At 45.6% G+C, this 14709-nt stretch carries 10 protein-coding genes; 7 read left to right on the forward strand and 3 right to left on the reverse strand.

The genetic code is table 11. The annotated features are described in order from the left end of the window. Nucleotides 1–450: 450 nt before the first annotated feature. The 5 genes from QTO06_RS14570 to QTO06_RS14590 all read left to right on the forward strand — a co-directional run bounded on the left by QTO06_RS14570 (nucleotide 451) and on the right by QTO06_RS14590 (nucleotide 7219). On the forward strand, nucleotides 451–1572 hold the full coding sequence (locus tag QTO06_RS14570) for an ISAs1 family transposase (protein WP_331408667.1): 1122 nt from the start codon (nucleotides 451–453) through the stop codon (nucleotides 1570–1572). A gap of 344 nt (nucleotides 1573–1916) precedes the next feature. Beyond that, nucleotides 1917–2810, forward strand: a complete 894-nt coding sequence (locus QTO06_RS14575) for a LysR family transcriptional regulator (RefSeq protein WP_331408668.1) — start codon at nucleotides 1917–1919, stop codon at nucleotides 2808–2810. Nucleotides 2811–2908: 98 nt separating this feature from the next. Further along, nucleotides 2909–4951: an FUSC family protein gene (locus tag QTO06_RS14580; protein WP_331408670.1), complete on the forward strand. Its 2043-nt coding sequence runs from the start codon at nucleotides 2909–2911 to the stop codon at nucleotides 4949–4951. Nucleotides 4952–5096: 145 nt separating this feature from the next. Continuing rightward, a complete protein-coding gene (locus QTO06_RS14585) occupies nucleotides 5097–5672 on the forward strand; it encodes a DedA family protein (protein WP_039984988.1) in 576 nt (191 codons plus the stop codon). A 179-nt stretch (nucleotides 5673–5851) separates the two neighbouring features. After that, nucleotides 5852–7219, forward strand: a complete 1368-nt coding sequence (locus QTO06_RS14590) for a Na+/H+ antiporter NhaC family protein (protein ID WP_005447666.1) — start codon at nucleotides 5852–5854, stop codon at nucleotides 7217–7219. Nucleotides 7220–7396: 177 nt separating this feature from the next. On the opposite strand, the gene QTO06_RS14595 is transcribed toward QTO06_RS14590, so the two are convergent. Further along, nucleotides 7397–8242 (reverse strand): 3-keto-5-aminohexanoate cleavage protein, encoded by an 846-nt coding sequence (locus tag QTO06_RS14595; RefSeq protein ID WP_017818902.1) that lies wholly within the window; start codon nucleotides 8240–8242, stop codon nucleotides 7397–7399. Further along, nucleotides 8236–9564 carry an aspartate aminotransferase family protein gene (locus QTO06_RS14600; protein WP_331408672.1) on the reverse strand — a complete coding sequence of 443 codons (1329 nt, stop codon included), beginning with the start codon at nucleotides 9562–9564 and terminating at the stop codon, nucleotides 8236–8238. Before QTO06_RS14600 ends, QTO06_RS14595 begins: the two co-directional genes overlap by 7 nt. Nucleotides 9565–9946: 382 nt before the next feature. On the opposite strand from QTO06_RS14600, the gene QTO06_RS14605 reads away from it, so the two are divergent. Together QTO06_RS14605 and QTO06_RS14610 are read left to right on the forward strand one after the other, a co-directional pair. Beyond that, on the forward strand, nucleotides 9947–11689 hold the full coding sequence (locus QTO06_RS14605) for an amidohydrolase (RefSeq protein WP_331408673.1): 1743 nt from the start codon (nucleotides 9947–9949) through the stop codon (nucleotides 11687–11689). 170 nt (nucleotides 11690–11859) lie between these two features. Continuing rightward, on the forward strand, nucleotides 11860–13536 hold the full coding sequence (locus QTO06_RS14610) for a mechanosensitive ion channel family protein (protein WP_331408674.1): 1677 nt from the start codon (nucleotides 11860–11862) through the stop codon (nucleotides 13534–13536). Nucleotides 13537–13572: 36 nt separating this feature from the next. Here QTO06_RS14610 and QTO06_RS14615 read toward each other — a convergent pair whose 3' ends face one another. After that, complete coding sequence (locus QTO06_RS14615) at nucleotides 13573–14709, reverse strand: lipase family protein (RefSeq protein ID WP_331408675.1); 1137 nt, start codon at nucleotides 14707–14709, stop codon at nucleotides 13573–13575.

Below are 14709 nucleotides of genomic sequence, written 5' to 3' on the forward strand. Positions count from 1 at the left end.
CGAGCAATTCGTAAATAACTAATAGAAAAAATATAGAACTTAATTTAATTACTAATAAATAGGGTTGTCAGCTTTAATTAAAAAACCTGTTATTGCAAACATAGCTTTCATGCTTCAATCTAACAATCCAGTAGTGGGTTGAAACTGCAATCTCAGACTAACAGTCTCAATATCATAAAACTATCAACCTGACGATTCAGGTTGATAGTAAAACAGAACCGAGCATAAACTAAGCTAGAGCTAGCATTTCCATTTCTTCAAGTTACACACCTTCAATATTGCACAAGAATGAACTTGCTCTAAAGAACCTCAAGAAACGATAAAATACCTCTTTTAATCACAAGGGACTAGGGTCAGGGTGAGATCGTGAACGTTTTTTAAGCAAAATGACGACTAATTTGACGATCCTATTTAGCTGTGATCTTATACTCCCTTTTTAGGGAAAGCATCATGCACATCGATCACTTCAAGGAACATTTTCAAACGATTACTGATCTACGCCAAAGTCCTAAGGTCACTTATTGCCTCTTCGAAGTCCTTTTTGGCTCGCTATGTGCGGTGATTGCTGGTGCGAAAGGTTGGTTTGATATCCGTGAATACATTCTCGGTCATCATAATTGGTTTAAGCGCAAAGGCCTATTTTTGCATGGTGTTCCTGTTGATGACACGATTGCTCGAATAATTTCAACGATTGACCCCGAGCAGTTTCATGAATGCTTCATTAACTGGATGTCATCAATACACACCCTTACCGACGGTCAAGTGATTGCGATTGATGGCAAAACACTTCGAGGCTCATACAATCGTGACGACAGGGCGAGTACCATTCATATGATCAGTGCTTATGCATCGTCAAACAAGCTCGTGTTGGGACAGCTGAAAACCGAAGCAAAAAGTAATGAGATTACAGCGATCCCCGAACTGATAAAGATGCTTGATATTAAGGGAACCTTAGTAACCATTGATGCTATGGCCTGCCAAACTAAAATTGCCAAAACCATTATAGAGCAAGGCGGGGACTACTTGCTTGCAGTAAAGAGCAACCAAGGAAAACTCCGACAAGCAATAGAAAAGGCGTTCTCTTCTCAGAGAGCCAATGTAGCTGATGACCTTTCTCTTGAACAAGGACATGGGCGTATAGAATCTCGCCAATGCTATGTTTTTGATAGTACGAAACTTGAAAGTGACTTCTCTCGCTGGAAAGGCTTGAAGAGCATTGTTATGGTTGAAAACTTTCGCGTTGAGAAGGGCAAATCTGTCGATCTAGATTACCGTTATTACATCAGTTCAAAAAAGCTCAGTGCAGAGCAAGCAGCGATGGCAGTCAGAGAACATTGGGGCATAGAATCAATGCACTGGATACTTGATGTAACCATGAATGAAGATGCGTGCCAGATATACAAAGACCACGGAGCAGAGAACCTATCATGCTTACGTCATATGAGTTTGAACATGCTCCGAGAAGAACCAACCAAGCTAAGCATTGTTGGTAAGCAAAAGCGCTGCATGATGAATACAACGATGCTAGAGGCAGTATTAAGTACTGGTTTTAGTCAAGTGGTGGAAAACTAGGCGCTCATGCGCTCGCCCTGGGACTAGGGTGAGTAAATGTGACATTTCTTGTGTTCTCGACATCAAGATAACTCCTTTTTTTGCAGCTTGATATTGATATCACGATTTTTAGTAACCATCTTGGTAACCAATCGAAAAATCAAATCCAAACAAATCCATTAAATTCATACCATTAAGTAACAAGATCAACTTACGCCAGCTCCACCAAACGTTTGGAAAGGGCCAACTCGAAAGGGTTGGCCCTTTTTGTATCTGCGATTTGTATTTCCCTTCAACTCATCGCTTTGATTCCTAGCCAAAATCTCTTAGTCTGTGGTTAAGCATTCATCAATGGATATGAGATCATGCTAAAAGGCAGTGAATACCCCTCTATTCGTGCACTTCGAACCTTTGTTGCAGTTGCGAACCATCTGAGTTTTTCTAACGCGGCAGAGAGTTTGTGCGTAACTCAAGGTGCCGTGAGCAAACAAATTGCGACGTTAGAGCAACTGGTTGGGCTACCTTTGATTCAGCGTGGTATCAATGGTATTGAGCTCACTGAAGAAGGAAAACGTTACTTACCCAAGGTGACCGAAGCGTTGGAAATCATCCAACATGCGACGGCAAGCTTGATTCAAACCGACACAGAGCAAGAATTATTGGTGGTCGATGTCACGCCTTCTTTCGCCAGTTTGTGGTTGGTACCGAACATTGATGCCTTCCATCAAAACCATCCTGATATCCGCATTAAATTGCGTACCAGTGATGGTCCAATAAATCAGTTAGACGTAGACAGCGACATCACAATCCGTTGCCTTCCTCTCTCCAGTCACTACGAACATGGTCGATTGTTGCGTCAAGAAACGCTGCTGCTAACGGGCTCATCAAGTTCTTCAACGTGTAACGACAAACAGTCCATTACGGATTTCGCATTTATTCCTCAAACGACACGTCCGCAGTTGTGGGAGCAGTTCAAACTAGAGCAATCTCTGCAAAGTGCGATTCATTATCACCCCGTCGGTCATGAGCATTTCTATCTTTCTTATGAAGCGGTAAAGCTTGGCAAAGGGCTTGCTCTTCTGCCTGATTTTATGGTGCAACAGCCAATGTCGAGAGATGAGGTCTACCACATCCAGCAACTGAGCATGCTTAGCCATTATGGCTATTACGTATTTGTGCCGAACTACCGTCTAGCAGCGCGAAAAGTCTCGCTGTTCAATGATTGGCTATTTACTCAGCTTGGGGAAGGCGTCGGTTAAATAACGACTCCGCTTCAATTTTTCAATCTGTGGTTGAAGCCAGCCATCAAAAGATATTCGCGTTACACTGAAGGTGTTGCCAACTGTAATGAGGGTTTATGACGTTATCTCCTGCCTTTCTGCGTAAAATCTGGTACTCCCCTTCAGTCAACCTTGGTCTGCGTGCCACCAGCGCGATTGTTCTGTTCATGGGATTGGGTGTGCTATTCAACCAAATCAATCTCGCCATGACGGCTTTAATGACCATGCCCGCAGCGTTGATCAGTGGTTTAGACACTGCCGGTCCTAGACGCTGGACACGCTTTGCAATTACCGCTTTCACGTGGAGCATTACGCTCGTCATCAGTTATGCTCTGCTGAATATGGCCTTACCGCTGTGGCTGACTTACGGCGCGATGGGAGCAGTATTGGCGAGTACAGCAGTGAATGGTCCGTTTTGGGGACGTCTTGGCATGTCGAGCTTACTGATCGCGGTCGTAAGCTTGTCGTTGCATAATTCCAGCGCGGTACTTGGTCTCTATCCTATGTTGGTGTTGGGACCACTCACTTTTGCGCTGTTCAGTTGGCTTTGGTTTGCCTTATGGAAACATTACGCGCTGCGTGTTTGTCTTTCTGCGATTTACGAGACGCTGGCGGACTACATTCAATATCGCCAGGCTTTCTTGCTTGGAAGCGAAAACGATGCCCCGAAACGGCGCATCAAATATCAGTTGATTGAACTGTTCCAACAAGCGCTGCAATCAGAATCTTTTCGCTCGAAACATGAAGACGCAAACTCTCTACGTCAGGCTTTGTTTTTGGCGCTCGATACATTTGAAGTCGTCTTGAGCAGCCATACCAGCAACCCTGATCTGCTTAAGCAATTTCAATCCAGTAAACCGAAGCGAGATCTGCTCTTGGTTTGGAGCCAACACTGTCAGCAAAGATTAAGACACAAAGCCAAGCAGCTTTTGCATAACACGCCTGAAGAGATGGAACACTTAAGCTCACTGGAGCAGGAAGCCCATGATTTGATTGAGGCAGTGAAGCTAGAAGACCAACCTCGCTTTCGCTACTGGGCATACGCGGTCAAGCATATTTCTCGTCGTATTGAGCTCAATGAACCTGCTTATGAACGCTCCTTTGAGGTGCAACCATTCGAGCTGTCTTTTCGTTTACCAAGTCGAGGCAACCCGATTTGGCGCCACGTGACTCGCGTTGGTTTGATGTTTGCTCTTGGCGCTGGGATTGCTGAATACTTTGAATTGATTCGCCCGGATTGGGTGTTGATTTCCATGTTGATGGTGATCCAGCCGAGCTTCTTAGCAACCCGAAGTAAAACTTGGCAACGCTGTTTAGGTACGGCGCTTGGGGTATTGTTCGCCACCTCATTGATTCATCTAGGCGTACCAACGTCCATCCTGTTTGTGTTAATAGCTGTCCTATTACCCGTCGCAATGCTCAATATTATGCGTCATTACTCGATGGCGATTGGCTGTATTACCGCACTGTTAATTTTGGTTTATCAGACCATGGCACACCAAGGGCTCGACTTTGCTGCACCGCGCTTGATCGACAATGTCGTCGGTGGCGCAATTGTCCTACTCGGTTATGGCTTATTGTGGCCGCAGTGGCGAGGTAAGGAGATTCATACCCAAGCATTAAAAGCGCTCGATAGTTCAAAAAGCTTATTTGTGTATTGCTATGAGCAGTTACAAGTCGACACAGAGCAACGTGATCATATGACGCTCACTAAGCAACGTGCCGCTATGCTCACTGCTGAAAGCGACCTTGAACTGATTTACAACGAGATGCAGCAAGAGCCAAGGCACACTCGCGCCGATCCGCATTACTACGAAGATATGTTGAGCCATTATCGCTTGTTGAGTCACTACCTCTGCTTGCTGATCCCTCTAGTGAGAACGGGCACCCATTATCAAGGCTCACCGCAAGTCGAACGCCTGATTCATGATGCGATGGATGCGTTGATCAGTACGATTCGTGACAATCGCGTGCATGAGCTGCCAGCACTGAGCAATAAAACCGATGCCAATCATCCCTCCTCAACGACTGGTCAACGATCTGTCGAAGAGATCATCTGGTTAGCATTGATGACGATTAAGCAAATGCACGACTTAGTAAGGCGTAACCTAAAAGACTAAATCCGCAGCACTATTATCAACGGCGTGTCAGATTTTACTAACGGAGAACAACGTCGATTGACCAAGCGAACTAACAGGAGTATCACTCCAGCTTCGTTCCAGTTTTGTTAGAGGAAAGCGTTTGGAACACATAAATGAACTATTAATGGCGATGAAGCCGCTGCTTGAGCAATATGGCTATCTCGCCCTTATCGTCAGCATCTTTCTTGAAGGCATTGGTATTCCGATGCCCGGGCAATCGCTGATGATTGCAGCGTCTATCATCTCATCTGAGCATGTCATGAACCTTAGCCTAGTAATGATAGTCTCTTGGTTGAGTTGCTTTTTGGGCAACACGTGCGGCTACCTGATTGGCTATTACTTCGAAGGTTGGCTAGATAAGAAAGGCTATATATCTGGCCCTAAGATGCAGAAGCTACAAAGTACGATTCAGAAGTACGGTCCTGCTTGTTTGGTTGTTAGTCGCTTTGTAGAAGGGATGAAGCAGTTTATGCCGCTTGCTTGCGGTATTGCTAAGATGCCGCGCAAAGAGTTCTTATTGGGCAACGCCCTTGCAACCACCATTTGGGTTGCCGTGTTCAGTTTGCTCACCAACTTCGCGTTTGAGCACTTGAGCGTCCTTAGCCAGTTCTATACCGATCATCGCTACGTAGTTTGGTCGAGTGCAGCACTGCTGTTCTCACTGATGATCTTCGCTCTTCTCAAACGAAAAAAAGCGTAAATGCTCTAAACCAATGTAATTCCGCAAAGGCTCACGGTATCAATAAGATATGTTATGTGAGTCTTTTTTACTGGTCTTTTCGATTAAAAATAACCAGCCATTTAGACGTCTAGACGTTGACAAGTCTTTGGTGTCAGATTAGTCTGCTCGCCTTATTTATTGATTATGTTGTCGTTCACATGTCTGGTTCTAAAAATTCTAATAAAGCAATCGCACCATCAGCGGTCGCACTTTTACCTTTAGTGCTATTCCTTGCGCTGTTTATTGGCGTGGGCACTTACTTATCTTTGCAAGGCGTTGATTTCGCATTCTACCAATTGCCAGCGCCTATCGCGGTATTGCCTGCGGTGATCCTTGCGCTCATCCTAAGCAAAGACAAACTCAATCGTTCTATCGAACACTTTATGCGTGGCGTTGGTCATCAAGACATCATCGCGATGTGCATGATCTACCTGCTTGCCGGTGCCTTTGCTGCAGTAGCAAAAGCGTCTGGCGGCGTAGATGCGACGGTTAACCTTGGTCTTTCTGCGATTCCAACCAGCATGATCTTGCCAGGTATCTTCCTGATTTCCGCGTTTATCGCGACAGCGATGGGCACCTCAATGGGCACCATCGCAGCAGTTGCGCCAGTTGCTCTGGGCATTGCTCAATCAGCAGGTATGAGTCTTCCATTGACTGCTGGTGTCGTCCTTAGCGGCGCAATGTTTGGTGATAACCTTTCGATCATCTCAGACACCACGATTGCGGCAACCCGCTCTCAAGGCTGTGAGATGAAGGACAAATTCAAAGAGAACATCCGTATCGCACTGCCAGCAGCACTAGTGGCGCTTGTGATCTTTGCCTTTAACAGCACAGCGACTCAAGTACCAGAAACAGGTCCTATCGAGTGGTTGAAAGTGCTGCCTTACGTGACGATTCTTATCCTTGCTGTGTCAGGTATGAATGTGTTTGTCGTGCTTACTATTGGTATCGTTTTGGCAGGCGGCGTGAGCTTGTCTTCTATCGATGATTACGGTCTAACCAACTTCGCGCAAGACATCTACTCAGGCTTTGGCAACATGCAAGAGATCTTCCTGCTATCCATGCTGATTGGTGGTCTGAGTGAGCTTATGCGTCGCCAAGGCGGTCTCGCGTTTCTAACTAACCTAGTGAGCGGCATCATCCGTACGTTTGGCTCTAGCCACTCGAAAGAAGCAAATGGTCGTGCAAGTGAGCTCGGTATTGCTGGTCTGGTTTCGATGGTGAATACCTGTACCGCCAACAACACCGTTGCCATCATCGTATCAGGTAGCGTGGCTCGTCAGCTGGCAGAAGAGAACAACGTTTCACCGCGTCGCTCTGCAAGTTTGTTGGACATTTTCTCGTGTGTTATCCAAGGTGTATTGCCATACGGTGCGCAAGTTCTGCTATTGGGTTCGGTATTTAACCTTTCTCCACTAGAAGTTGTCGCGAACTCTTATTACTGTTTCGCGCTTGCAATTGCAGCTATCGTGGCGGTGTTTATCAAGCATCCGGCACGTCAGCCTGTCCCTCAGACTGAAAGCTAAAATTAACTTTGAAGAAGGGCTCCGATTGGAGCCTTTTTTGTGTCTTAAGAAAAGAAGCGATTCCCTACTCGCTCCTTCGTCGCTCTAGATAATGACGCTATGTAAAACCAAGCATCAACCAAGGCTAACTCCGTCATTCTCGAGAAGGAGGAACGACTGAGTCGGGAATCTCTCAAATCAACTACCACTCAGGCTAAGGCGAAAACTCTCCGCATCATGCAGGGGCACATCGAGCAATTCACAAATCTCTTTTAATCGCCGAACTTGCTCTGCATTGCTTTTCGCGAGTTGACCATCCGAACTCAAATGGTTGTTCTCAAAGCCTACCCGAACATCCAATCCCAGTAACATTGCATGGGTTAAACAGTCTTGCTCTCTCGCGCCAAACGCGCATACGGCACATCTAACGTTCTCTTCGATAAAGCGCTCCAAATGCAGTGCCCGTAAATCCCATGGCGAAGATTGTTGAACCTCATGATATCGACCAAGTACCACTAACGCGTGTTGGTTTTGCTTTGGTAAAACGCCTCGCTCTCTTAGGGAGAAATAGCGCTCGATGTCTGCCTGATCATACAAAATGATTTGGCTGAGAATGCCCTGATCAGCGACCCAATCAAAAAAGATAAGACCTTGCTCCTCACTCTGCTCATCAGGAATCAGTTCACGCAAAGCAAAAGAGGCGGCTTCTGGTTTTACCGCTTTGATCAGCGCCATTTGCTGTTGTGGTGAATACATACCAACAGCCTCAGTTGTGAGCTGAACTATCATCGAATTCCCAACCGCAGCTTTCACCGCGTGGTAGATTTCTAAGTTGTCATCAACCTCTAGAGAATGCCTGCCTTGCACATCTCTCGCGTGCAAATGGATCATGGTAGACCCTGCCGTTTGACATGCTTTCGCCTCGGCAACCATTTCTTCAGTATTCATCGGCAATTGAGCATGGTCTTGCTTGGTTTTTTTCGCTCCATTAGGCGCAACAATAATCGCGATTCGAGCTCTTTCTATTGGGGAATTTATTACCATGTTTTCGACACATCTCTGAGTGTACGAGTGAGCTTTTCTACCAGCTCGTCGATGTGGCTTCGTTCGATGATAAAAGGCGGTGCAAGCAGGATATGATGCCCATTGACACCATCAATCGTGCCCCCCATTGGATAGCACATCAGTCCATTTTTCATCGCTTGATGTTTGATCTTTTTGTCTGCCAAAATTGAATTAGGCAGAGGGATTTTACTTACTTTGTCTGCCACAAGTTCAATGCCAAGAAACAGCCCTTTACCACGAATATCCCCAATATACGGGAAGTCTGAAAGTGCTGACTCGAGTTCTCTTTTTAACATTGCTCCTTGTTGGTTGACGGCTTGCAGGAGCTTTTGGTCACCGATGGTCTGAATGGTTGCAACGGCAGCTGCGCATGCGACGGGATGCGCCATAAAAGTATGCCCATGTTGAAAGAAGCCACTACCAGACGCGATTGCTTGATAGACTCTGTCATTGGCAACAACGGCTCCGATAGGTTGATAACCCGCACCTAATCCTTTCGCCATGCAGACTAAATCTGGGACGGCTTGCTCTTGTTCAAAAGCAAAAAAGCTACCGCTACGTCCAACGCCACACATCACCTCATCCATGATCAGCAACACATCATAGCGATCGCAAATCTCTCGTATTCGTTCGAAGTAACCTTGAGTGGCAGGTACTGCGCCAGCTGTTGCGCCAACAATCGGCTCTGCAACAAATGCCATGACGTTATCCGAGCCCAGTTCTAAAATTTTAGCTTCAAGTTCATTGGCAGCTCTCAGTGAATAATCGAGCTCTGATTCACCTTCTCTTTGATGACGATAGGCATAGCACGGCGCAATGTGATGGCTTGGGTGCAAAATGGGTTTAAAAGGCTCACGCCGCCATTCGTTACCACCAACAGCCAACGCACCAAGCGTATTACCGTGATAACTTTGCTGGCGAGCAATAAACTGCTTTTTCTCTGGCTTACCACATTCCACAAAGTATTGTCTTGCCATCTTTAGTGCAGATTCAACCGCTTCAGAGCCCCCACTGACTAAGTAGACGTGATTGAATTGCGATGGCATTTGCTGGCAAATCAACTCAGCCAACTGCTCACTTACTTCACTAGTAAAAAAGCCAGTATGAGCAAAAGGTACTTTTTCGATTTGATCGAGCATGGCTTGTTTAACAGCTTGGTGGCTGTGCCCAAGGTTTGATACGGCAGCGCCACCGCAAGCATCGAGATATTGATTACCTTGGCTATCGAACAGATAAACCCCTTCCCCTCTGGCGATAGTAGGCAACTTGGCGTGACAATGGCGGTGAAACACATAAGACATGAGCGTCCCTTCCTCGTGACTATTTGCTAAGCATAGTCAGGAAGGTGCGATTTATACGCAAGGTAAGAAAAGTGCACCGCGATGAGCATTTGGAATACCATAACCCAAATACTAAAAAAACCTTACAAATAATAACCTTAGAAAAATATACTCAGCTTTATTCAAGGAAAGCCTATAGGTGACCAAAAGCTTTATTAATAACGGATAGAGCTCCTTCGTTTCCCTTCTAAAACTAAGCTTCTAAAACTCAGAGTTTGCTAGCAAATTCGACATAAGCATCTCTCATTTATCTGATCTGGATTAAAGATCAAATCAACATCGCAACGCTCGTCTTCAATATGCACTAGATTAATTAAAGCATATGCCATTACGGAGCCTTTATATGAAATCAACATGGATTCCTTTCGCCCTCTCCAGTCTTGCACTAACAGGCTGTTTTTCAGACGAAACCAAACAAACAGAAGCCGTTGCCGAGCCAATTAAAGTGACCGCTGCCGATAAGATATTCTTTGGTGGCGATATCCTCACGATGGCTGGAGATACCCCAGAATACGCCGAAGCGATTGCAACATTAGGAGAGAAAATCATCTATGTCGGCAGCAAAGAAGGCGCAATGGAGCATAAATTTGGCAAGACCCAGTTGGTTGATTTAAAAGGGAAAGCTTTACTCCCCGGCTTTATTGATCCTCACAGCCATGTTTATGGTGTCGGCCTACAGGCAATGGTGGCAAATGTGCTTCCTTCTCCTGATGGGCAAGCAGACACAGTGGATGACATTGTGGCCATTCTAAAGTCGGCCGATAAAGACGATACACAACGCCTGTTTATAGAGAAAACAGGTTGGATCCTAGGATTCGGTTATGACGATGCACAGCTTGATCGCTACCCTACCAAAGCAGATTTAGACAAAGTCAGCACTGACAAACCCGTTCTTATTATTCACACCTCTGGGCACTTAAGTGTCGCGAACAGCAAAGCGCTTGAGTTAGCCGGCATCACAGCAGAATCTCAAGATCCTCAGGGTGGCGTCATTCGTCGGATGGAAGGCAGCCAAGAGCCAAATGGGGTATTAGAAGAAAATGCGCACTTTGCTATGCTCTTCGGCCTCACTAAAGTTATTGACCTCGAGCTACAAGACATGATGCTCGAAGCGGCTCAAAAGATGTATGCCGAATATGGTTACACGACCGCTCAAGAAGGTCGCGCGACCACCGAAGGTTATGAAGCAATGAAGCGTGCGTCCAAAGAGGGTAAGTTACTTATCGACTTGGTGGCTTATGCAGATATGGTTTCAAGCAGCGAGTTTATGAGCTCTGAATACAACTCTCCCACTTACACAAATCACTTCCGTATTGGAGGCGTTAAACTTAACTTTGACGGCTCACCACAAGGAAAAACAGCATGGTTAACACAGCCATACTTCCACCCACCTCATGGACAGTCCAAAAGTTATCTTGGGTATCCGACCTTCAAAGATGAGCAAGCTTATCAATACGTTGAAACCGCGTTTAAAAACGATTGGCAGGTACTGACGCACTCCAATGGGGACGCCGCCATCGAGCAGTTTATTGATGCTGTAGAAAAAGCGAACGAAAAGCTCGGCAAAAAAGACCGACGTCCAGTTCTAATACACGGACAAACCATTCGCCAAGATCAAATTGACCGTTTGGCGGAACTGGGGATATTCCCATCTCTCTTCCCAATGCACACATTCTACTGGGGTGATTGGCACGCTGAGTCTGTTCTGGGGCACCCTCGAGCGGACTTTATCTCGCCAACTAAAGCGGTACGAAATGCAGGTTTGATGTTCAGCACTCACCACGATGCACCTGTCGCTCTACCAAGCTCATTCCGAGTGTTAGATGCAACCGTAAACCGAACCACTCGAACCGATAAAGTGCTGGGACCAGATCAAAGAGTAGATGCCTATACGGCACTGCAAGCCATGACGATTTGGCCGGCATATCAACACTTTGAGGAAACAACAAAAGGCAGTTTAGAAGTCGGTAAAAACGCTGATTTGATCATCTTAGATAAAAACCCACTAAAGGTAGAACCTGACACTTTGAAGGACTTAAAAGTCCAACAAACCATCAGCCGAGGTGAAACTGCTTATCAACGCTAAAGCTATCAAACGTTTGAATCAACACCGCCTCATCTGAGGCGGTTTTGTTTTGTTAAGCAGTTTACATATCGGTTAGCTCGCAATCTACGCGAGAGAATGCAGCCCTTTGTTATCTAACCTAATATTTTAGCTAGACTTATTAGGACAAAAACCAAGGCTAGGAAAGGCACATGACAAAAATCGCATCATGGATGATGGGAGCTCTTATCTTGCTCTTCAGTCATTTAACTCAAGCAAGTGACCCTTTTCCACTTTCTCCCCCAAACCTTTCAACGCCACAACAAGCAATAATAAGCTTCAATGACCTAGTGTCTGAAGCGAATCAAGAGCTCAATCTCATACTGGCTGATCAAAAGCACAACACTGAGTCTAATCGACAGAAAGTGTATGCACTTTTTGATAAAGCAACTCAAGTCTTTGACTTAAGTGATGTGCCTGATTCTAGCCAAAATAGAGTGGCACTCGAGTCCGTGATGCTAATGAAAGAAATTCTCGACCGAGTGCCTCTCATTGAGCTTTCCAAAATTCCAAATAGCAATGCACTAGCACAGTGGAGAGTGCCAGAAACAGGTTTAGAACTAGTGAAGCAGGCCGATGGTCAATATCGCTTTTCCCAGCAAACCGTAAAAGGGTTGTATCGCGACTACCTTCTAGTCAAGCACTTACCCTCTCATTCCGAAGCATCCCTCGACTACTTTAAATACTACTCACTGAGTGCTGGACGTTTAATTCCGCCGCACTGGTTTTATCTTATCGAATCCTTGCCGGACGTATTTATGGTCGAGTATTGGAGCCAAGCCCTCTGGCAATGGCTGGGGTTAACCATATCGTTCATGGTAATGAGCGGCGTTCTCATTCTTCTGTTCCACAATGTTAGTGCGCCTGTAACAAGATCAATTCTCGCCGTATTAACCTTGAGCGGTTTTCTATACCTTGCAGACTACCAACTTAATTTAACGGGCACGTTAATGTCGACGTTGAATATAGTTATCGAACTCATCTGTTGGCTCTTGCTCAGCCAAGTCGCTTACCTTGTTATCTATCAAGCTTGTCGCCTACTGATGAAGAAACAACGCTCGAAATCAACATTACGTCATAGCCTGGCACAAATTATTGGTACTCTTTTGGGCTCAATGGCTGCGATCGCTTGCCTCGGTTACGGTTTAAATCGATTAGGGGTACCTGTATACGGAATCGTAACAGGATTGAGTCTTGGAGGGATGGCCATTGCACTCGCAATTCGCCCAACAATGGAGAACTTAATTGGTGGTGTCATTTTGTTTTTGGACAAATCTTTGTCGGTTGGGGATTACTGCCAAATTGGCAATCAATCAGGCGTTATAGAGCAAATAGGAGTGCGCTCGACTCGCATCAGAGCAAAAGATAGAACCCAAATTACTATCACCAACGGGGACTTGATTAAGCATGAAATCATCAACTTTAGCCGTCGAGACCGTTACCCACTCAAGGCAACCATTGGGTTACGGTATGAGACCAGTATGTCTCAACTCCAAACGATCACGAAGAAGATAGCAAACTTGCTCCAAGAGCACCCTAACGTTTTAGATTCACCTATTCGAGTACACTTTGATACCTTCAATGCCTACAGTTTGGATATTAAAGTTCTCGCTCACCTGAATACAACGAATAAAGAGACATTTCTTAATTTGCAGCAATCGCTACTGATATCGATTAATCAGATTATTGAAGCGGAAGGCGCAAAGTTCGCTTTCCCCTCTCATACCACTTATCTCGCCACCGATTCTGTACAGCCGGCAGCTACAACGCAAGCTCAAGCTCAAGCTCAAGCTCAAGCTCAAGCTCAAGCAATAAATCAAAACACATAATGTAAAACCGCCTCATCTGAGGCGGTTTCTACGAGACTAAAAAGTAGTTTTGAGTGCGGCTTTAACGGCTTTATTTAATTTGCCCAAGACCAACTCAAATACCCAACGAATGAACGAATAGGTAAATTTAATGGCAATCTGGGCAACTTTTCCCGCAAACACTAACATGTGGCCAAGTAAACCTTTTACTCGCTCAGCAAACTCAGTGGAAAGCTCTGAAATTTTGACTATCGAACGCGCCATTGCATCATAGATGGTCGCTATAGCCGCACCACCACTCTGTAGGGCAAAAACCGTCGCTGCAAAGCCACCATCGATTAACAACGTGAGGATTGCAGCTGAAATCTTATCTGCCCAGTCAGCGGAAGGTTTCGCTTGCAATCGATTCTCGTAGTTCAAAATAACACGCTTAAAAGCTGAGTTTGCAGTTTGAACTCCTAGACTATCCCACGTTGCTGATTGCGTGTAAGAGCTATATTCCGACATAAAATGTGCGCTGGGGAGAAGCCCCTGTGCGCGACTCAATATGTACTCAGAACCATCATAAGGCACGTGATAAAAAGGCCATACAGGTGCTTTGGTCACTGGGTCTGCACCATTGACGCAACGGTAGTGCGACGAAATACGCGATGATGAATTCATCGAAAAAGCCTTCATACCGACTCTTGGTGAGCCAAAGGTATACAGGTTCACTTTTCCTTTAAACTCTGGGGAGGCCGATATCCAGTTAGCAGCCAACGTAGCTAATGCACCACCTAAGCTGTGTCCAACACAATGAACCGTGCCACTACCAGCTACCGGATTGTCGCGCAGAAAGCGAGTGAGACCTTTTTTCATGGAATAAAAAGTCGTTTGAAACCCCGAATGCACGATCTCTCCGGTGCCCGTTCCTTTTCCACTACAAGTTAGGTCAGTAATTCCATCCGCTAAACCCGCAGTTCCTCTAAAAGCTAAAACAAGGTCATTCTTATGGCGCTGACTTTTTCCTTTCCCTAAAAGAGCAAATCCCGTTTCAGGTCGAAAGAAAAAACCACCAGATGTACCGACTTCTACTTTCGAAAAGCTAAAATGATTGTCAACAACAGCAGGCAACTTCACTCGCTCAAGGTTATGCTCAACCTCATAAGCAGTAATGCTTAGTTCACTTGCCAGTAATGGGGAAATTGTGCTCAT

Origin of the sequence: Vibrio sp. M260121, assembly GCF_036533715.1 — a bacterium.
Taxonomy (GTDB): domain Bacteria; phylum Pseudomonadota; class Gammaproteobacteria; order Enterobacterales; family Vibrionaceae; genus Vibrio.